The organism is Streptomyces sp. NPDC033131, assembly GCF_055578365.1.
In genome coordinates this window covers 1-18,939 of sequence record NZ_JBVIPA010000016.1, presented here as the reverse complement: position 1 = coordinate 18,939, position 18,939 = coordinate 1, and the positions used below count along the sequence as shown (strand labels likewise).

At 73.2% G+C, this 18,939-nt stretch carries 17 protein-coding genes, 1 rRNA gene and 1 pseudogene; 4 read left to right on the top strand and 15 right to left on the bottom strand.

Going from position 1 to position 18,939, the window contains the following annotated elements; translation table 11 throughout:
• The first annotated feature begins 16 nt into the window (after positions 1-16).
• Entirely contained in the window at positions 17-1,399 is a 1,383-nt protein-coding gene (locus tag ACZ5XS_RS21305) for an FAD-binding oxidoreductase (protein ID WP_468653520.1), read from the top strand.
• Here ACZ5XS_RS21305 and ACZ5XS_RS21300 read toward each other — a convergent pair.
• The gene (locus ACZ5XS_RS21300) at positions 1,386-2,342 is read right to left on the bottom strand and encodes an LLM class F420-dependent oxidoreductase (protein WP_468653518.1); all 957 of its coding nucleotides are present in this window, start codon (positions 2,340-2,342) and stop codon (positions 1,386-1,388) included. The genes ACZ5XS_RS21305 and ACZ5XS_RS21300 overlap by 14 nt on opposite strands.
• Before the next feature lie 61 nt (positions 2,343-2,403).
• Here ACZ5XS_RS21300 and ACZ5XS_RS21295 point away from each other — a divergent pair, with 61 nt between their 5' ends.
• A complete protein-coding gene (locus ACZ5XS_RS21295) occupies positions 2,404-4,044 on the top strand; it encodes a PucR family transcriptional regulator (protein WP_468653516.1) in 1,641 nt (546 codons plus the stop codon).
• A 12-nt stretch (positions 4,045-4,056) separates the two neighbouring features.
• Here ACZ5XS_RS21295 and ACZ5XS_RS21290 read toward each other — a convergent pair whose 3' ends face one another.
• The 6 genes and pseudogenes from ACZ5XS_RS21290 to ACZ5XS_RS21265 form a co-directional block, all read right to left on the bottom strand.
• Complete coding sequence (locus ACZ5XS_RS21290; protein WP_468653514.1) at positions 4,057-5,193, bottom strand: glycosyltransferase family 4 protein; 1,137 nt, start codon at positions 5,191-5,193, stop codon at positions 4,057-4,059.
• A gap of 225 nt (positions 5,194-5,418) precedes the next feature.
• Positions 5,419-6,230: pseudogene (locus ACZ5XS_RS21285) on the bottom strand (hypothetical protein).
• A 542-nt stretch (positions 6,231-6,772) separates the two neighbouring features.
• Entirely contained in the window at positions 6,773-8,491 is a 1,719-nt protein-coding gene (gene recN / locus ACZ5XS_RS21280; protein ID WP_468653778.1) for a DNA repair protein RecN, read from the bottom strand.
• A 210-nt stretch (positions 8,492-8,701) separates the two neighbouring features.
• A complete protein-coding gene (locus tag ACZ5XS_RS21275) occupies positions 8,702-9,607 on the bottom strand; it encodes an NAD kinase (RefSeq protein WP_217242293.1) in 906 nt (301 codons plus the stop codon).
• Complete coding sequence (locus ACZ5XS_RS21270) at positions 9,604-10,419, bottom strand: TlyA family RNA methyltransferase (RefSeq protein ID WP_468653512.1); 816 nt, start codon at positions 10,417-10,419, stop codon at positions 9,604-9,606. The genes ACZ5XS_RS21275 and ACZ5XS_RS21270 overlap by 4 nt, the downstream gene beginning before the upstream one ends.
• Positions 10,420-10,426: 7 nt before the next feature.
• A complete protein-coding gene (locus ACZ5XS_RS21265; protein WP_468653510.1) occupies positions 10,427-10,708 on the bottom strand; it encodes a hypothetical protein in 282 nt (93 codons plus the stop codon).
• A 42-nt stretch (positions 10,709-10,750) separates the two neighbouring features.
• On the opposite strand from ACZ5XS_RS21265, the gene ACZ5XS_RS21260 reads away from it, so the two are divergent.
• Entirely contained in the window at positions 10,751-11,098 is a 348-nt protein-coding gene (locus tag ACZ5XS_RS21260) for an SCP2 sterol-binding domain-containing protein (protein WP_217242290.1), read from the top strand.
• Positions 11,099-11,111: 13 nt separating this feature from the next.
• Here ACZ5XS_RS21260 and ACZ5XS_RS21255 read toward each other — a convergent pair whose 3' ends face one another.
• The 4 genes from ACZ5XS_RS21255 to ACZ5XS_RS21240 all read right to left on the bottom strand — a co-directional run bounded on the left by ACZ5XS_RS21255 (position 11,112) and on the right by ACZ5XS_RS21240 (position 15,212).
• On the bottom strand, positions 11,112-12,035 hold the full coding sequence (locus ACZ5XS_RS21255) for an ABC transporter ATP-binding protein (protein ID WP_468653508.1): 924 nt from the start codon (positions 12,033-12,035) through the stop codon (positions 11,112-11,114).
• Positions 12,032-13,069, bottom strand: a complete 1,038-nt coding sequence (locus ACZ5XS_RS21250; RefSeq protein ID WP_468653506.1) for a FecCD family ABC transporter permease — start codon at positions 13,067-13,069, stop codon at positions 12,032-12,034. Before ACZ5XS_RS21250 ends, ACZ5XS_RS21255 begins: the two co-directional genes overlap by 4 nt.
• Entirely contained in the window at positions 13,066-14,109 is a 1,044-nt protein-coding gene (locus tag ACZ5XS_RS21245; protein ID WP_468653504.1) for a FecCD family ABC transporter permease, read from the bottom strand. The genes ACZ5XS_RS21250 and ACZ5XS_RS21245 overlap by 4 nt, the downstream gene beginning before the upstream one ends.
• Before the next feature lie 74 nt (positions 14,110-14,183).
• Positions 14,184-15,212 (bottom strand): HAD hydrolase-like protein, encoded by a 1,029-nt coding sequence (locus ACZ5XS_RS21240; protein ID WP_468653503.1) that lies wholly within the window; start codon positions 15,210-15,212, stop codon positions 14,184-14,186.
• A gap of 72 nt (positions 15,213-15,284) precedes the next feature.
• Between ACZ5XS_RS21240 and ACZ5XS_RS21235 the strand changes: the two genes are divergently transcribed.
• The gene (locus tag ACZ5XS_RS21235; protein ID WP_468653501.1) at positions 15,285-16,577 is read left to right on the top strand and encodes a DUF1015 family protein; all 1,293 of its coding nucleotides are present in this window, start codon (positions 15,285-15,287) and stop codon (positions 16,575-16,577) included.
• 54 nt (positions 16,578-16,631) lie between these two features.
• On the opposite strand, the gene ACZ5XS_RS21230 is transcribed toward ACZ5XS_RS21235, so the two are convergent.
• The 4 genes from ACZ5XS_RS21230 to rrf all read right to left on the bottom strand — a co-directional run.
• Entirely contained in the window at positions 16,632-17,477 is an 846-nt protein-coding gene (locus ACZ5XS_RS21230; RefSeq protein ID WP_468653777.1) for a tetratricopeptide repeat protein, read from the bottom strand.
• A complete protein-coding gene (locus tag ACZ5XS_RS21225) occupies positions 17,369-18,016 on the bottom strand; it encodes a hypothetical protein (protein WP_468653784.1) in 648 nt (215 codons plus the stop codon). The genes ACZ5XS_RS21230 and ACZ5XS_RS21225 overlap by 109 nt, the downstream gene beginning before the upstream one ends.
• Positions 18,017-18,061: 45 nt before the next feature.
• A complete protein-coding gene (locus ACZ5XS_RS21220; RefSeq protein WP_468653782.1) occupies positions 18,062-18,526 on the bottom strand; it encodes a hypothetical protein in 465 nt (154 codons plus the stop codon).
• A gap of 321 nt (positions 18,527-18,847) precedes the next feature.
• A 5S ribosomal RNA gene (gene rrf, locus ACZ5XS_RS21215) occupies positions 18,848-18,939 on the bottom strand; the annotation flags it as partial.

Sequence of the window (18,939 nt, the reverse complement as noted above, 5' to 3'; positions counted from 1 at the left end):
ACGGAAGGGGGCGGCCATGGCTTCCCTCTCGAAGGCGGGCGCGGCTCTCACCGCGCTTCGCGAGGATCTGACCGGAGGGGTGTTCGCTCCCGGGGATCCGGGCTACGACGAGGCCCGGGTCGTCCACAACGGCATGATCGACCGGCGGCCCGCGGTGATCGCACAGTGCGTGGACGAGGACGACGTCGTACGGGCCGTGCGCTTCGGGCGGGAGCTGGACCTGAACATCGCGGTCCGCGGTGGCGGGCACAGCGTGGCCGGCATGGCGCTGAACGACGGCGGGCTGGTCGTCGATCTACGGCGGATGCACGAGGTGACCGTCCACCCGGCAGCCGAGGCGGTACGGGTCGGCGGCGGTGCCACGATGAGCCACCTCGACCGCGCCACCCAGCCCTACGGCCTCGCCACCACCGGCGGGCGGGCCTCCACGACCGGCGTCGGCGGCTTCGTCCTGGGCGGCGGCACCGGCTGGCTGGACCGCTGCTGCGGGCTCGCCATCGACAACCTGCTCGGCGTCGAGCTGGTCACCGCCGACGGCAACCGGATCCACGCGAACGCCGACGAGAACCCCGAGCTGTTCTGGGCCCTGCACGGCGGCGGCGGCAACTTCGGCATCGCCACCGCGCTCACGCTGAAGCTGCACGAACTGCCCGCGTTCTCCATCGCCCTGCTCCTGTACCTGCCGGAGCACGGCCCCGAGGTCGTCCGCACCTACCGCGACCTGATCGCGGTCGCCCCGGTCGAGGCGGCCGGCGGGGTCATCTATCTCACCGGACCGCCCGAGGACTTCGTCCCGCCGCACCTCGTCGGCACGCTGCTGTGCGGGATGCTGCTGACGTACGCCGGTGGCGAGGATGACATGCGCAAGCTCGCCGAGCCGCTGCTGGCGCTGCCGCACGAGGCGGAGATCGTCGGGGCGATGCCGTACGCCGACGTCCAGTGCATGATCGACGATCCGCCCGGGCTGCGGAACTACTGGTCGGCGGAGTACGTCTCGCAGGCGCCCGACGACTTCGTGAACGTCTTCTGCGACCGCGCGCACTCCATGCCCGTACCGTCCGGCACCCAGCACGTGCTGTTCCCGCAGGGCGGCGCGATCGCCGACGGGCCGCACGAGTACCCCGTGCCGTACCGGGACGCGCCGTGGGCGGTGCACCCGTTCGCGGCCTGGGAGGACGCGGCCGACGACGCACGCGCCATCCAGTGGGTCCGGGACGTGCGCGCCGACGTCCGGCCGTGGAGCACCGGCGCGGTCTACCTCAACTTCATCGGCGACGAGGGCGCGGACCGGGTGGAGGCCGGGCTGGGCGCCGAGAACGCCCGGCGGCTGGCGGCGGTCAAGGGGCAGTACGACCCGGACAACGTCTTCCGCTTCAACCACAACATCACGCCGGCCTGAGCGCGGTCAGCGTCCGCTCCCCCGCCGCGTCACCCGCCGTGGCCGGGACCAGCGCGATCTCGTCGAGCCCGGCCTCGGCATAGGCGTCGATCCGGGCCCGTACGGCGTCGAGGTCCCCGACCAGACCGACCGCGCCCGCGGCCCGGGGCGGGAGCACGCGCAGCAGGGCGTCCCGGCCGGCGCCGGCCGCGGCCAGCTCCACCGCTTCGCCGAGGCCCGCCGCGGTGAACATGTCGCTGTAGCCCGGCACGGTCAGATACCCGGCGATGCTTCCCATGACCTGGGCGAGGGACTCCGGTGCCGGATCGACGGCCGCGGGCAGCCAGGCGGCCAGCGTGGGCGGGGTGCGGCCGGCTCGCTCGGCCGCCGCGAGCAGCTTGGCCCGCAGCACGCGCACCTGCTCCGGCGACACGAGGTCGAGCAGCATGCGGTCGGCGTGCGCGGCGGCCGTGGCGATCGCGCGGTCCCCGAACGCCGCCACGGTGAGCCCGCCGCCGGGCGGTGGGAGCCGGCGCCGGAAGGGGCTGCCCGGCACGACCGGCTCGCCCGGCACACCGTGCAGAAGACGCCGTACGGCCGCCGCGCTCTCCTCCATCACGGCCGCCGGCCGGACCCGCGGCCGCCCGTGCACGCCCTCCACCACCCGCTTGCTGGACGTGCCCAGCGCCACCCCGGCCGGGCGGCCGATGAGGGCCGCGACGCCTGCCGCGCCCCGGGCGATGGTGAACGGGTCGCGCACGGACACCGGGACCGGTCCGGCGGTGAGCGCGACCCGTTCGGTGGCCCGCCCGATCGCCGCCGCCAGTACGAAGGAGTCCCAGGTCGGTCCCTCACCCGCCCACACCTCGCGATATCCGAGCCGGTCGGCGAGCACCGCCACCCGCACCGGCTCGTCGACCGGACTGTCGTCCTCGCGCCCCACGGCGACCACGCTGATGTCCATGCCCCGCCGCTACCCGGCGGCGATCTCCCCAACCCGGAGCGGCGCAGGTAGCGTCCGCTGCATGGACAGCCGCACGGACCACCGATTCGAGAGCCGGGGTGCCGGGATCACCGTTCAGCGCGCCCTGGAGCTGCCCGGCCTGCGCAGCGGGCTGCCCGAGGTCCTCGCGGGTGCGGACCGGCTGGAGCGCACCGTGCGCTGGGTGCACGCGGGCGAGGTGCCCAACATCGCCTCGCTCCTCAAGGGCGGTGAGCTGCTGCTGACGACCGGCTACGCCCTGGGCACCCGTCCGGCCGAACAGCGCGCGTTCGTCCGCACCCTCGCCGAGCGCGGCGTCGCGGCCCTCGTCGTGGAGCTCGGCCCGCGTTTCACCCGGCTGCCCGCCGCCATGGTCGACACGGCACGCGCGGCCGGGCTGCCGCTGGTCCAACTGCACCGCGAGGTGGCCTTCGTGGCGGTCACCGAGGAGATTCACACCGAGATCGTCAACGGCCACTACGCGCTGCTCCAGCGGGCGGAGGAGGTGCACCGGAGGTGTACCGAGGCCCTGCTCGGCGGCGGCGGTATCCCTCAGGTACTGGGCATCCTGGCCGACTTCTCCGGCAACCCGGTCTTCCTGGAGACGACGGACGGCCTGCTCCTGTACGCCGCCGGGGCCGGCCCCGAGGGCGCGGATCCGCTCCAGGTGTGGGAGGGCCTGCGCGGCCAGCACAAGGACACCCCGCCCGCGGGTTCGGTCCTGGTGGACGTACCGGGCGGCGGGCCGGGGACGGGTTCGGTCCGCGCCCGCCTCGTCCTGCTGCCCGTCCGTGCCCCGCTCGCGCCCGTGCACCGGATGGCGGCCGAGCGGGCCGCGGGCATCCTGGCCGTGGTCCTGATGCAGGCCCGGCAGGAGGAGGAGCTGGCGGCGCGGGGACGGGGGGATTTCCTGACCGACCTCGCCGAGGGACGCGTCGCGGCCGAGGACGCGCCCGCCCAGGCCCGGGTGCTGGGTTTCAAACCGGGCGACAGCCCGCTGCTGCCGGTGGTGATGCGCGTCGGCGACGCCCTGTCTCCCGGCGGCGGGTGGGCGGTCCTGGCGCGTGCGGTCGCGGAGGAACTGGCGTCCGTGGGGGTGCCGGTCCTGTTGGGCGTACGCCCCGTGGAAGGCCGCGTTCCGCTGCTCGTGGGCCTGCGTGCGGAGTCGGAGCGGGCGGCGGTCGCGGACCGGGTCGCGGCGGCGCTCAGGACTGGCGTGGAACGGGCCGGCATACAACGGCCGGGGGCGCAGCCGCCGGTGGTCGTCGTCGGCGTGGCGGGCGGCTGGGCGGCGGCCTCGGCCGGCCTCAGGCACGCGGCGGAGACGGCGACCGCGGCGCAGGGGCTGTCGGACCGGCCGTGGTACGACGCCCGCCGGCTGGACATCGACCTGCTCCTGTGGCGGCTGCGCGACGATCCGGACCTGGCGGCCTTCGTGGACCGCGCGATCGGCCCCGTCCGCGACCACGACAACCGTTCGAAGCCGCCGCTGCTGCCCACCCTGGAGACGTATCTGGCGCACGCGGGCCGCAAGGCGGAGACGGCACGCGAGCTCCACCTCAACCGGCAGACGCTGTACAACCGCCTCGCCCGCATCGGCGAGTTGCTGGGCACCGATCTCGACGACCCGCAGACGGTACTGGCGTTGAGCCTGGCCCTGCGGGCGCGTCGGCTGGTGCCGTAGCCCGGCGCCTGTTCAGCCCAGGGGCCGCGGCTGGGTCAACTCGTCGTAGACACTGAGGACCTGGGCGACGGTCTCGTCCTCGGTCGGCCAGGTGGCAGCCTGACGCACGCCCTTGTCCCGCAGCAGTTCCTGGCGCCCGGGATCCGCGAGCAGCCGTACGACGGCTTCGGCGAAGGCCTCCGCGTCCCCGTCCGGGACGAGTTCGGCCGCCTCGCCGACGAGTTCGGGGACACCGCCCGCGTCGGAGGCGACGAGCGGCACGCGCGCGTGGAGGGCCTCCTGGGCGAGGACGTCCCGCGCCTCCCCACTGCTCGGCAGCAGCGCGAGGTCGGCGGCCGCGAGCAGCTCGGTGACGTCGTCCCGCCGCCCGATGAGCCGGACGGGCAGTCCCTCGTCCTCGATCCTCCGCTGCAACTCCCCGCGCAACGGCCCCTCCCCCGCGATCACCACCAGCGGCGCCGGGTCGAGGCGCCGCCACACGCGCGTGGCGTCCAGCAGGAGGTCGTAGCCGCGGTGCCGGTCGAGGGAGCCGACGGCCATCAGCAAGGGGCGTCCGGTGGCGCCGAGTTCGGCCCGGACCTTGGGGCGCAGCCGGTCGGGGTCCTCGGGCTCGGCGGCCGTACGGGGTCCGGGCAGGGCGACGGCGGCGAGCCGGGCGTCCCGCGCTCCGGTCCGGCGCGCCCGGTCCACCAGGGCCGAGGTGGTGCCGAGCACCACGGCGGCGGCCTTCACCACCCGCCGCTCCAACAGGCGCAGGAAATGGGCGCGAGCACCCTCGGCGTGCGCCCGGTCGTGCCAGGTGACGATGAGCGGGGTACGCCGCCCGCTCAGCGCGAGCACCGCGCGGAAGGAGGCGTGCAGCCCGTGCGCGTGCACCAGGTCGGCGTTGGTGCACGCCATCCGCAGCGCGGCCACGGAGCCCGGGTCGCTGCTGCGCGGTACGTGCACGTGCTCGGCACCGGCCCCGGTGAAGTCGTAGGCGCGATCCGCCTCGACGGGGGCGCACACCGTGACCCGCACGCCCCGCGCCACCAGCCCCGAGGTCAGGGAGCGCACGTGCGCGCTGCTGCCGGCGTTGCCTCCGCCCAGCACCTGTACGGTGCGCAGCGGCGACTGGCCGTGCGGTGAGTGGCTGCTCACGGGGGTCACGTGGCCGGGGCTCCTGGTTCGGCGTCGGGCGGTCACGAGGAAACGTACAGAAGGTGTCGGGCGGAGGGGTGTACCGCGCGCTTCCTACGCGTTACTGCGTTCCAGGCCAAGGATGCCAGTACGTACGGGTGTTCCGGGAACGCCGGGTGCCGGCCGGCCCGGAGGCAGGGCGGGTCGAGTCACCCACACGAGCGAAGGAGGGATGCGTTCCGCACATATGTGCCCTCACTGTTCCACCCGAGGAAGGGGCATGATCCCTTCTTTGGCATCCCGTCGCCCACCGCCCACCGAGCGCGCCACCTCGCTCACCCCGTCCCCGTACACGCCGCGGCCACCATCGCGACGGCGTGCGCGAGCAGCCCGGCGCGCCCGTTGCCGGCGACCACGGCGGCGCCCAGGGCCGCACCCAGCGCGTGCGCGCCCGTGTCGCCGATCATCGCGCGCTCACCGAGGTCGTCGGGCAGTACGGCCACGGCAGCGCCCACGGCGGCCGCGGACAGCTCCGCCCCGGGCCCCGCCCTCAGCAGTCCGGGCGCGCCCGAGTACGAGGACCGCCGCGGCCGCCCTTCCCGGCCGTACGTCCACGAAGTTCACCAAATGCGCGGCCCCGGCGATCACGACGTCCGCGAGCACCTTGTCGACGGCCCGCTCCTTCAGCAGGGCTCCCGCGACGAGCCCGGCCGCTGAGACCCCGAACAGCTTCACTGCCCGCTGGTGGCCTCGCCGTCCCGGAGAGCGGACAGGTGCGCCCTGAACCCGCGCCGAAGGTCACCGGCTCCGGCGACATCGTCGTAGGCATCGCAGACACCGGCGGCGAGGACTGCGAATCCGGCGGCGGGACGGACCCGGGCTGCCCCGAGCGCGTCCGCCACGACGCACGCGGGGCCCGCGTACAGCTCGACGGTCCGGCCGGCGTAGTTCTTCCGCTCCCCGCGGTCCCGGCCGCCGGGGGCCGGGGCGCGCAGTCCCGCCATGGTCACCCGGCCCGGCCCGGCCGCCAGGACGAAGCCGGCGCTCCTCCTCATCCGCGTGATCATGCCGCCACCTCAGGGAACCAGCGGGTCGCCAACACCGCGGGGTGACGAGGCCTGTCAACGGGGTGCCGGGACAGGACCGGCGTCTCCGCGATGCCGGGCCGAGCCCGGGTCGACGCGATGCCGGAACCCAACCCCGGCCGGCACGGTGCCGGGACCCCACCGCGGTCCACGCGATGCCGGGACCGAGCCCCGGCCGGAACGGTGCCAGAGCCCAACCCCAGCCGACGCGGTACCGGAACCCAACCCCGGCCGGCACGGTGCCGGGACCCCACCGCGGTCCACGCGGTGCCGGAACCCAACCCCGGCCGGCACGGTGCCGGGACCCCACCGCGGTCCACGCGGTGCCGGGACCGAGCCCCGGCCGGAACGGTGCCGGAACCCAACCCCAGCCGACGCGGTACCGGAACCCAACCCCAGTCGACGCGGTACCGGAACCCAACCTCAATCGACGCGGTGCCGGGACCGAGCCCCAACCGGCACGGTGCCAGAACCCAACCCCAGCCAGCACGGTGCCGGGAGCGAGCCCGGCTCAGCTCGGTTCGTCACCCGTCCGCCCTGGCCGTCGCCAGCAGCTCCTCCGCGTGCGCCCGAGCGGTCTCGGAGTTCTCCTGGCCGGCGAGCATCCGGGACAGTTCCCGGATCCGGTCCTCGCCCTCCAGCACCTTCACGCCGGACCGGGTCACGGACCCGTCGTCGGTCTTCTCCACCAGCAGCTGCCGGTCGGCGAACGCGGCCACCTGAGGCAGGTGCGTCACCACCACGACCTGCGCGGTCTTCGCGAGCCGGGCCAGCCGCCGCCCGATCTCCACCGCTGCCTTGCCACCGACCCCGGCGTCGACCTCGTCGAAGAGATAGGTCGGCACGGGATCGGTCCCGGCGAAGACCACCTCCACCGCCAGCATCACGCGCGACAGCTCACCACCGGACGCGCCCTTGGCGATCGGCCGGGGCGGCGCACCCGGATGCGGGGCCAGCAGCAGCTCGACCTCGTCGACACCGGCCGGCCCGTACGCGACCGCCCGCCCGCCGACCTCGACGCCCTCGGGGTCCTCGGTCTGCCGGATGTCGAAGGACACGCGCGCGTGCGGCATGGCCAGCGAGGCCAGCTCGGCGGTCACGGCGGCCGCGAACCGCTCGGCGGCCTCCGTCCGCGCGTCCGTCAGCGCCTGTGCCAGGCCGCCGAGTTCGACCCGCAGCCCGTCCCGCTCGGCGGTCAGCTCACCGATCCGGTCGTCGTCGCCGTCCAGCTCGGTGAGGCGCGCGGCACTGCGCTCGGCCCAGTCCAGCACCGAGGCGACGTTGTCGCCGTACTTGCGCGTCAGCGCGGTCAGCGCGGCCCGCCGCTCCTCGACGGCCGCCAGCCGCAGCGGATCGGCGTCGAGGTCGTCGGCGTACCCGGCGAGCTCCCCCGCCACGTCGCCGAGCAGGATCCCGATCTCCCCGACCCGGTCGGCGAGCCCGGCCAGCGCCGGGTCGTACGACCGCACGGCGTCCAGGGCGCGCTGCGCGCCCGCGACGAGCGTGGCGGCGTCGATGCCCTCGGGATCCTCCGGATTGCCGGCGACCGCGGCGTGAGCAGCCGTGGCGGCGGACGCCAGGGCCTCCGCGTGCCCGAGCCGCTCCGCCTCCTCCGCGAGCTCCACGTCCTCCCCGGCGCGCGGCTCGACGCCGGCGATCTCGTCGAGCCCGTAGCGCAGCATGTCGGCTTCCTGGGCCCGCTCACGCGCACGCGTGGTGATCTCGTCGAGCTCGACGGAGACGGCCCGCAGCCGCCGGTACGCCGCGGTGTACTTGGCCAACGGCCCGGCCACCGCGTCACCCGCGTACCGGTCGAGCGCCTGCCGCTGCCGGGACAGCTTCAGCAGCCCCTGCTGATCCGTCTGCCCGTGCACGGCCACCAACTCGTCGGCGAGCTCGGCGAGCACCCCCACGGGCACACTCCGCCCGCCCAGGTGCGCCCGGGACCGCCCCTCGGCGGAAACGGTACGGCTGATCAGCAGCGCACCGTCGTCGAGTTCGGCCCCGGCCTCCTCGGCCCGTACGGCGGCCGAGTCGCCCGCGGACACACTGATCCGCCCCTCCACGACCGCGTTCTTGGCGCCGATCCGCACGAGCGCCGCGTCGGCACGACCACCGAGCAACAGCCCCAGGCTGGTGACCACCATGGTCTTGCCGGCACCCGTCTCACCCGTGACAGCGGTGAACCCGGGCGACAGCTCGACGACCGCGTCGTCGATGACTCCGAGCGACCGTATCCGCATTTCCTCCAGCACGGACACGACCTTACGAGGTCGGGGAGGGGGAGTGCGACGGCCCCCGCCCCTGACATGTGAAGGTGCAGGTAACGAATGCGCACAGGCCTCACTCGTCACCCGGGCGAGTGGATCTGCCTCAGGGGCGCGGGGGAGTGCGCGACCAGCCACGGACCACCCGCAGCCGCGCGAACAACCCCCGCGCCCCCTCTGGCAGCGCTAGTGCGGCGCCCCCCGCCAACCGGAAACCGGCAACGCGAACTTCGCCACGAGCCGATCGGTGAACGACGCGTGATGCAGCCGGGCCAACCGCACCGGCACAGCCCCCCGCCGCACCTCGACCCGCGCCCCCGGCGGCAGCTCCACCGTCCGCCGCCCGTCACACCACAGCACACCCGGCGGAATGTGCGGCAGCACCTCCACCGCCAGCACGGAGTCCGGCGAGGTCACCAACGGCTTCGCGAACAGCGCGTGCGCACTGATCGGCACCATCAGCAGTGCCTCGACCTCGGGCCACACCACGGGCCCGCCCGCCGAGAACGCGTATGCCGTGGACCCGGTCGGAGTGGACAGCACGATCCCGTCACACCCGAACCCGGTGACCGGCCGCCCGTCGATCTCCAGCACGACCTCGAGCAGCTTCTCGGCGGAGACCTTCTGCACGGCGGCCTCGTTCAGCGCCCAGTCGGTGTGAACGATGTCCCCGTTGCGATGCACGACGACATCGACGGTCATCCGCTCCTCGACCTCGTACGCCTTCGTCGCCACCCGCTCGACGACCCGGTCGAGGTCGTCCCGCTCGGCCTCCGCGAGGAAGCCCACCCGCCCCAGGTTGACGCCCAGCATCGGCACCCCGGACGCCCGCGCGAACTCGGCGCCGCGCAGCAGCGTCCCGTCACCCCCGAGCACGATCAGCAACTCGCACCCGTCGAGGCACTGCGGGGTCGCCTCCTTGACCAGCTCCACCTCTTCCGGCAGCGGCAGATCCAGTGCCTCCGCCTCCAGGACGCGCACGCCGATGCCCTCGCGCAGCAGTCCCTTCACCACCAGTTCGGCGCTGCGGATCGCCGCGGGCCGCCCGGTGTGGGCGAGCAGGAAAACAGTACGAGCTCGGTTCTGGCTCAACGCGGCCCCTCCGCCACTGCACGGTCAACGTCGGCCGGGTCCAGGGGTGGTGCCCCCGACCGCAGCCACAGAAAGTATTCGACATTCCCGGACGGCCCGGGCAGCGGACTGGCGGTGACACCCTTCACGCCGAGCCCCAGTTCCCACGCCCGCCGCGCCACCGCGCTCACGGCCTCGGTCCGCAGCTGCGGACTTCGTACGACTCCCCCACTGCCCAGCCGCTCCTTCCCCACCTCGAACTGTGGCTTGACCATCATCACCAGATCGGCATCCGGCTTCACGCACCGCACCAGGGCGGGCAGTACCAGGCCGAGCGGGATGAAGGACAGGTCCCCCACGACAAGATCCACAGGCTCCCCATCGATCGCTTCGAGCGTCAACTCGCGTACGTTCGTACGGTCCTTGACGGTGACGCGTTCATCGCTCTGCAGAGACCACGCGAGTTGGCCGTAACCGACGTCGACGGCGACGACGTGCGCCGCGCCCGACCGCAGCAGGACGTCGGTGAAGCCCCCGGTGGAAGCGCCGGCGTCCAGCGCCCGCCGCCCTTCGACGACCAGCCCCTCCGGCACGAAGGCCTCGAGCGCGCCGGCCAGCTTGTGGCCGCCGCGCGAGGCGTAGTCGGGATCGCCGTCGTCGACCGCGACCAGGATCGCCGCCGCGGTCTCCACCTGTGTGGCGGGCTTGGTCGCGACGGCCTTGCCGACGGTGACCCGCCCGTCGGCGATCAGCTGGCTGGCGTGTTCGCGCGAGCGCGCCAGCTTCCGGCGGACCAGCTCCGCGTCGAGACGACGGCGTGCGACTCCTGCCACGTTCGGTTCAGCTCCTGCTCTGGTACGGCGCGGGGGGCGCCGGAGGTCCCGGGCGGGCGTCGAGCGCGGTGAGCGCGTCACGCAGCCCCCCGTGTACATCCTCGTACACCTCGAGGTGTCCGTCGGTGGCGAGGTGGTCGGCATCGGCGAGCCGCTCCAGCAGGGCGTCGACCTCGGCGTTGCCCGTCGGGCCGCGGGGCACGTTCAGCGGGGCGGGGGCGGCGGGGTCGTCGTCGGGCTCCACCGGCGCGTCCTGCGGTGCCTCGTTCTCCGGCACTGTGTCGCTCATGCCCAGACGCTACCTTGAAGCGCTGCGGTACCGTCGAGCGCGATGGCCACGATCGAGGAGTGCCGCGCCGCACTCGAGAAGCTCTCGGACAACATGCAGAGCGCCGAAGGGGACGTCCGCACGGCGGCGGCCCTGGACCGCTCGGTGAGCTGCCGTATCACCGACCTGGACGTCACCTTCGTCGGCCGCATGACCGGCGGCCGGATCCGGGTGACCGACACGCTCCAGGGTCCTCCGCCGGACAAGGCCCAGATCAGACTGACGATGGCCGGCGACGACCTGGTGGCGCTGGTCGCAGGCGAGCTCAACTTCGCGAAGGCCTGGGGTTCGGGCCGGGTGAAGCTGGAGGCCGGCCTACGGGACCTGCTCCAGCTCAGGAAGCTCCTTTAGCCACGACCGTCGCTCAGGCGGCCCCGGCCTTCGCTTCCGCGGCCACGACCTTCGCCTCCGTACGCGCCTTCCGTGCCGCCGGCACCACCAGCGGCGTGCCCGTCTCCGGGTCGTCGATGACCTGGCAGCGCAGCCCGAAGACCTCCTCGACCAGTTCGGCGGTGACGATGTCGTTCGGGGCGCCCTCGGCGGTGATCGTGCCGTCCTTCAGGGCGATCAGGTGCGTGGCGTACCGGGCGGCGTGGTTGAGGTCGTGCAGCACGGCGACCAGGGTCCGGCCCTGCTCCTCGTGCAGCTCGGCGCACAGGTCGAGGACGTCGATCTGGTGCTGGATGTCGAGGAAGGTCGTCGGCTCGTCGAGCAGCAGCAGCGGGGTCTGCTGGGCGAGCGCCATCGCGATCCACACGCGCTGGCGCTGACCGCCGGACAGCTCGTCGACATACCGGTCGGCTAGTTCGGCGACCCCGGTCTGGGTCATGGACTCCTGGACGACCCGCTCGTCCTCGGTGGACCACTGGCGCAGGATGCCCTGGTGCGGATAGCGGCCGCGGCCGACGAGGTCGGCGACGGTGATGCCGTCGGGCGCGATCGACGACTGCGGGAGCAGTCCGAGGGTGCGCGCGACCTTCTTCGCCGGCATCGACTGGATGACGTCGCCGTCGAGGAGCACCCGGCCCTGGTTCGGCTTCAGCATCCGCGACAGCGCCCGCAGCAGCGTGGACTTGCCGCACGCGTTCGGGCCGACGATCACGGTGAAGGAGTTGTCGGGTATCTCGACCGACAGTTCCTCGGCGATGACCCGCTGGTCGTAGGCGAGGGTCACGTTCTCGGCGGACAGGCGGTTCACAGTGCTCCTTCGGGGGTTCTCGTTCGCCGTGCCGCGGGTCTCGGGCCGGGGTTCCTTCTGCGGGCTCGTCTCCGGCTTCCGCGGGCTCATATCCGGCCCGCCTTGCGCTCGCCGACCAGCAGCCACAGCAGGTAGACGCCGCCGAGGACACCGGTGACCACGCCCACGGGCACCTGGTCCGCACCGAAGGTGCGCTGCGAGACCCAGTCGGCGGCGACCAGGAGGGCGGCGCCCATGCACAGGGACGGCAGGAGGTTCGGGCCGGGCGAGCGGGTCAGGCGGCGGGCCAGCTGCGGTGCGGTGAGCGCCACGAAGCTGACGGGGCCGGCGGCCGCGGTGGCGGTCGCGGTGAGCAGGACGGCGGCGACCAGCAGCAGCAGCCGTACGCGCTCGACGCGCACCCCGAGGGCGTAGGACACGTCGTCGCCCATCTCCATCATCCGCAACCCACGCGCGTTGGCGAGGACGAGCGGCACGAGCACGGCGCACAGCGTGAGCAGCGGCCAGACCTGCTCCCAGTCACGCCCGGCGAGCGAGCCGGTCATCCACACGACCGCACGGGCGGCGTCCACGATGTCGGACACGGTGAGCAGATAGCCGTTGATCGCGGTGACGATCGCGGAGACACCGATACCGACCAGAACCAGCCGGTACCCGTGCACACCCCGCTTCCAGGCGAGCAGATAGATGGCGAATCCGGTCGCGAGTCCGCCCACGAGCGCGCCGAGGGTGACCTGCGCCGCGCTGCCGGAGAACAGCACGATCACCACGAGCGCGCCGGCCGTGGCGCCCTGCCCGAGCCCGAGCACGTCCGGACTGCCCAGCGGATTGCGGGAGACGGCCTGGAACAGCGCACCCCCGACGCCCAGGGAGGCGCCGACCAGGAGCCCCACGAGGACCCGCGGCAGCCGCAGTTCGTTGACGATGAACTCCTGTCCCGCGTTGCCGTCGCCGACGAGCGTCTTCAGTACGTCGGCGGCCGGGATCGGGAAGTCGCCGGTGCCGATCAGCACGACGCTCGCGGCGAGCGCGGCGAGCAGCAGCAGGCCCACGACGGTGACGGCACGGACGTCCACACGGAGCGAGAGCCCGCCCGGAGTCCTGAGGGCACGGTTGGTCTTCACAGCTGCGCCGTCCTCCGCCGTCGTACGAGATAGATGAAGACCGGGCCGCCGAGGATCGCGGTGACGATGCCGACCTGGAGCTCCGAGGGCCGGGCGACGATCCGGCCGAGGACGTCGGCACCGAGCAGCAGCACGGGCGACAGGACGGTCGCGTACGGCAGGATCCAGCGCAGGTCGGGCCCGGTGAAGGACCGTACGACGTGCGGGACCATCAGACCGACGAACACGATCGGCCCGCACGCGGCGGTCGCCGCCCCGCACAGCACGGTCGCGGAGAGCATGGCCAGTGCCCGGGTGCGGTTGAGGTTGGCGCCCAGGGCCTTGGCGGTGTCGTCGCCCATCTCCATGGCGTTCAGCGGCCGGGCGAGCGCGAGCGCGAGGACGGTGCCCACCGCGAGGAACGGCAGCACCTGCAGGATGGCCGAGTTGTTCGCCGAGGCCAGCGAACCGACGGTCCAGAAGCGCATCCTGGACAGCGCCACGTCATCCATGATCATCACGGCCTGGAGATAGCCGTAGAGCGCGGCGCTGATCGCGGTTCCGGCGAGCGCCAGCCGCACCGGGGTCGCTCCCCGGCTGCCGCCGAGGAACCAGACCATCGCCCCGACCGTGGCAGCACCGACGAACGCGAACCAGACGTAGCCGCTCAGCGAGGTGACGCCGAAGAAGGTGATGGCGGTGACGACCGCGGCGGACGCTCCCGCGTTGATGCCGAGCAGTCCGGGATCGGCCAGCGGATTGCGCGTGAGGGCCTGGAGCACGGCCCCGGACAGGCCGAGCGCGGCACCGGCGAGCAGCCCCAGCACGGTCCGCGACAGCCGGTCGGCGACCACGACGTCGCCGTACGTCCCCGAATCCTGGAACAGGCCGTGCCAGACCTGCCCCATGGACAGCGCCTTGGCTCCGATCGCGATGCTCGCCGACGCGACGACCACCAGGATCACCACGGAGACCAGCAGCCCAACGGCGCGTATCGCCTGGCGGTTCGGGGGCGCGGGGGCAGCCTCCGCGCGCTGTTCGGGGGGAATGTCGACCAACACGTGGTTAGGTTAGCCTACCCTCGTATTTGGCCACGATCCCGTGTCACGATCGCCCGGGTAGCCGCGCCCACGGCTCACAAACCAAGCCGCGCCAGCGCCTTTCCCCCGTCCAGCGCGCACACACCCTCTCCGGCCGCCGTCCAGGCCGCCGCGCACAGCGCGCGCAACCCGTCCAGGGACTCGCCCTCACCGTCGAGTTCCAGCCGCTCGGCACCCGCCACCGCCGTCCAGCCACCGCACCGGAACCCGTCGCCCTCCTCGGTGACCTCGGGCTGCCCGGTGAGCATCCCCCGCAGATCGGCGTCGACATACGTCGGCCGGTGCTGCGGCGGCGCGGCGAGCAACTGCGCGCCGTCCGTCACCCCGGTGAGGACGAGCAGCGAGTCCACGTCTCCGTTGAACGCGCCCTCGATGTCCGTGTCCAGCCGGTCCCCGACCACCAGCGGCCGCTCGGCGCCGGTCCGCAGGATGGTCTCCCGGTGCATGGGCGGCAACGGCTTGCCCGCCACCTGCGGCTCGGCACCCGTGGCGATCCGTACGACCGCCACCCCCGCGCCGTTGCCCGGCGCGATCCCGCGCGCGCTGGGAATCGTCAGGTCGGTGTTGGACGCGAACCACGGCACCCCCCGCGCGACGGCGTAGCTCGCCTCCGCGAACCGGCCCCACGGCAGCTCGGGCCCACCGAACCCCTGCACGACCGCCGCCGGATCGTCGTCCGCCGACTCGACGGGCTCCAGCCCGTGTTCGCGCAGCGCCACCCGCAGCCCCTCCCCGCCGATCACCAGCACCCGCGCTCCCGCCGGCACCTGCTCGGCGATCAGCCGGGCCACCGCCTGCGCGGAGGTGATGACGTCCGACGCCTCCGTCGGTATACCCAGCTCCGTGAGGTGGTCGGCCACGGCGTCGGGCGTCCGCAGCGCGTTGTTGGTGACGTACGCGAGATGCATCCCGCCCGCCCGCGCGGTCGCGAGCGACTCGACGGCGTACGCGATCGCGTTACCTCCCGCGTACACCACCCCGTCCAGATCGAGCAGCGCCGTGTCGTACTCCTCGCTCAGGGCCTGCCCCATGCCCTCGGGCTTCGTCCTCACGGCCTGGCTCATTCCGCATCGCTCCTCGTTAGCTCGCTTTCCCCCGATCATCGCGCATGCCACCGACACCCGTACGATGCCGGGATGAACACAGCAGGTCACTCGGAAGCAACGGCGCGCCGAGGCCTGGAACTCACCCCGTTCCGAGGCCTGCGCTACGACCCCGACCGGGTCGGCAGCCTGGCCGCCGTGACCTCACCGCCGTACGACGTCGTCGTCCGCCCCGACGGCCTGTACCACCTCCAGTCCGCCGACCCGTACAACATCGTCAGGCTGATCCTGCCCCAGGCCGCCACCCCCGACGTCCGCAACGAACAGGCCGCGGACACCCTGCACCGATGGCTGTCCGAGGGCATCCTCACCACCGACCCCGAACCGGGCCTGTACGTCTACGAGCAGCGCGACGGCGACGGCATGCTCCAGCGCGGCATCATCGGCGCCCTGCTCCTGTCGGAACCGTCGGAGGGCGTGGTCCTGCCCCACGAGGACGTCATGCCGCACGTCGTCGCGGACCGCGCGGCCCTGATGCGCGCCACCTCCGCGAACCTGGAGCCCCTGCTCCTGACGTATCGCGGCGACGGATCCGCGTCCGCCACCGCCGAGGTGGTCGAACGCACGGCCGCACAGCCTCCCCTGCTCGCGACGACCACGGAGGACGGCTTCAGCCACCGCCTGTGGTCTGTCACCGATCCCGGTGACCTGGCCGGCATCCGCTCCGACCTCGCCGACCGCCAGGCCCTCATCGCCGACGGCCACCACCGCTGGGCCACCTACCGGCGTCTACGCGCGGAGCACCCCTCCCCCAGCCCCTGGGACCACGGCCTGGTCCTCCTCGTCGACACGGCCCGCTACCCGCTGCGCGTCCGCGCCATCCACCGCCTCCTGCACGACCTGCCGGTCACACAGGCCCTGGCGCCCCTGGAGGGCCTCTTCCGCGTCCGCCACCTCGACGTCCCGCTGGCCGACGCCCTGGACGCCCTGGCCGACGCGGCCCGCGCGGGCAACGCGTTCCTGCTGGCCGGCGACGGTGCCTTCCACCTCGTCGACCGTCCCGACCCCGCCGTGCTGGCCCGCACGATCCCCCCGGACCGCCCGGCCGCCTGGCGCACCCTGGACGCGACGGTCCTGCACGCCACCCTCCTCGACCACGTCTGGCACATCCCCGAGGACTCCCCCGCCCACATCGCCTACATCCACGACACGGCCGCCACGGTCGAGAAGGCGGAACGCGACGGCGGTACGGCGGTCCTGATGCACCCGGTCCTCGAGGAGGTCGTACGCGACCTCGCCCGCCAGGGCGTCACCATGCCCCGCAAGTCGACGTCGTTCGGCCCGAAGCCGGCCTCGGGCCTGGTGCTGCGCTCACTGAACGCCTGACATGCGAAAGGGCGGGACCCCATACCCGGGGTCCCGCCCTTTCACTCAAGGACGTCAGTCCTTGTACTCGCCCTTGTCACCGTCGGCGTCCTCGTCGTCCTCGTCGTACTCGTCGTCCTCGACGGCTTGCACGGGGGCGTCGTGGGACTCGACGTCGTCGTCAGCCTCGACTTCAGAGTCGACCTCCGCCTCGACCTCGGCCTCGGCCTCCGCCTCGCTCTCGTCGAAGGCGTCGACGAACTCCACCCCGTCCAGCTCGGCGAGCCGGTCCGAGGCGTCCGTGCCGCCGTCCTTGTCGGCCTCCGCGGACTTCGCGAACCACTCCCGCGCCTCGTCCTCACGACCGGCCGCCAGCAGTGCGTCGGCGTAGGCGTACCGCAGTCGCGCGGTCCACGGCTGTACGGAGTTGGAGGCCAGCTCGGGGCTCTGCAGCGTCACGATGGCCGCCTCCAGCTGCCCCATGTCACGCCGGGCGCCGGCCGCGACCAGCCGCATCTCGACCTGCCCGGCCTTGTCCAGCTTGCGCACCTCGGGCGCACCGGCCATCTCCAGCGCCTTCTCAGGCCGCCCGAGCCCACGCTCACAGTCCGCCATGACGGGCCACAGGTCGACACCGCCCGTCATCCGCCGCGCGGCCCTGAACTCGGCGAGCGCCTCGCTGTACTTCTGGTTCGCGTACGCCGCGAACCCGCCGGCCTCTCGTACGGCAGCCACGCGCGACGCCAGCCGCAAAGCCACCTTCGAGTAGGCGTAGGCACTCTCCGGCTCCTCGTCGATGAGCCGCGCGACCATCACCAGGTTCTTGGCGACGTCTTCGGCGAGCCCCTTCGGCAGACTCTGCAGCTCCTGCCGTACGTCCTTGTCGATCTCCTCGCCGGTGACGTCCTCGGGGATCGGCAGCCGCTTGATCGGCTCGCGGTCCCGGTCGCGCTCGTCACGGAAACGCCCGCCACCGCGACGGTCATCACTTCCACGGAAGCCACCGGGACGTCCACCACGGTCGTCACGCCGGGGCCCACGGGGCCCGCCACGGTCGTCCCGACCACGGAACCCACCGCGCTCACCGCCCCGGTCGCCACGGCTGTCGTCACGCCGGTCATCCCGACGGTCGGCGGGACGGAACCCACCACGGTCGCCCCGGTCGCCACGGCTGTCGTCGCGTCGGTCATCCCGACGGTCGGCGGGACGGAACCCACCGCGATCGCCGCGGTCGTCACGACGGAAACCCCCACGGTCACCGCGGTCGTCGCGACGGAAGGGAGGACGGTCATCGCTGCGGACCCCGCGGTCACGCTCGTCACGACGGAAGCCACCGCGGTCGCCGCTGTCACGGCGCTCTGCGGGGCGATCGTCCCGCCTGTCATCGCGGCGAGCGAAGCCACCACGGTCGTCACCGCGACGGTCGTCCCGCCGAGCGCCGGACCCGCCACGGTTGTCATCGCGGCGGAAACCACCGCGGTCCCCCCGGTCGTCGCCCCGACGCTCTACGCGCTCCCCACGGTCGGGGCGGTCGGGACGGTCATCACGACGGAAGGGAGGACGGTCACCGTCACGCCGGAAGCCACCGCCGCGGTCGTCCCGACGCGGCCCAGTAGGACGGTCGTCCCGCCGGAACGCCGGACGAGGCCCGCGGTCACCGCCGACTCGACGGTCAGCAGGCCGATCGTCACGCCGGCCACCGGGGGCGCTACGGCTGTCGTCGCGACGGAACCCACCACGATCCCCACGGTCGTCGCCGCGACGGTCATCACGGCGGTCGTCCCGACGCGGGCCGCCCCCGCGGTTGTCGTCACGGCGGTCATCCCGGCGCGGGCCCCCGCGATTGTCGTCGCGGCGGAAGCCGCCGCGATCACCGCCGACTCCGCGATCGTCGCGACGGTCGTCCCGCCGGTCATCGCGGCGGACGAAACCCCCGCGGTCACCACCACGATCGCCACTGCCACGGTCATTGGCACCGCGGCTTTGGGCACCGCGGTCGTTACCACCACGACCACTGTCGCGACGATCGTTGTCCCGGCGGACCCCGCCACGGTCTCCGCCGCGGTCCCCGCGGTAGCCGCCTTGGTCGCCCCGATCTCCGCGGTCACCACTGTCCCGTCGCCGCTGGTCGCGCTCCGGTCGGTCGTCGGGAGAGTTGGTGGACATCGGTGACTCCTGTCTTCGGTACTGCAAGTCATTCTCGCGCAATCGGGTACCCGTCGCGCTCCGGAAAAACAAAAGGACCCCTGGCCCCAGCTGAACGCTGGGGACCAGGGGTCCTTCCAAAAATTGTTCGGCGGCGTCCTACTCTCCCACAGGGTCCCCCCTGCAGTACCATCGGCGCTGTAAGGCTTAGCTTCCGGGTTCGGAATGTAACCGGGCG

Excerpts from the sequence above, each read along its gene's own strand:
- ACZ5XS_RS21225 (WP_468653784.1), bottom strand. The coding sequence starts at position 18,016 with ATGACAACCGTGGCGGGTCCGGCGCTCGGCGGGACGACCGTCGCGGTG.
- ACZ5XS_RS21260 (WP_217242290.1), top strand. The coding sequence starts at position 10,751 with ATGGCCACGATCGAGGAGTGCCGCGCCGCACTCGAGAAGCTCTCGGAC.
- recN (WP_468653778.1), bottom strand. The coding sequence starts at position 8,491 with ATGCGGATACGGTCGCTCGGAGTCATCGACGACGCGGTCGTCGAGCTG.
- ACZ5XS_RS21240 (WP_468653503.1), bottom strand. The coding sequence starts at position 15,212 with ATGAGCCAGGCCGTGAGGACGAAGCCCGAGGGCATGGGGCAGGCCCTG.
- ACZ5XS_RS21220 (WP_468653782.1), bottom strand. The coding sequence starts at position 18,526 with ATGACCGTGGCAGTGGCGATCGTGGTGGTGACCGCGGGGGTTTCGTCC.
- ACZ5XS_RS21235 (WP_468653501.1), top strand. The coding sequence starts at position 15,285 with ATGAACACAGCAGGTCACTCGGAAGCAACGGCGCGCCGAGGCCTGGAA.
- ACZ5XS_RS21265 (WP_468653510.1), bottom strand. The coding sequence starts at position 10,708 with ATGAGCGACACAGTGCCGGAGAACGAGGCACCGCAGGACGCGCCGGTG.
- ACZ5XS_RS21300 (WP_468653518.1), bottom strand. The coding sequence starts at position 2,342 with ATGGACATCAGCGTGGTCGCCGTGGGGCGCGAGGACGACAGTCCGGTC.
- ACZ5XS_RS21255 (WP_468653508.1), bottom strand. The coding sequence starts at position 12,035 with ATGAGCCCGCGGAAGCCGGAGACGAGCCCGCAGAAGGAACCCCGGCCC.
- ACZ5XS_RS21305 (WP_468653520.1), top strand. The coding sequence starts at position 17 with ATGGCTTCCCTCTCGAAGGCGGGCGCGGCTCTCACCGCGCTTCGCGAG.
- ACZ5XS_RS21295 (WP_468653516.1), top strand. The coding sequence starts at position 2,404 with ATGGACAGCCGCACGGACCACCGATTCGAGAGCCGGGGTGCCGGGATC.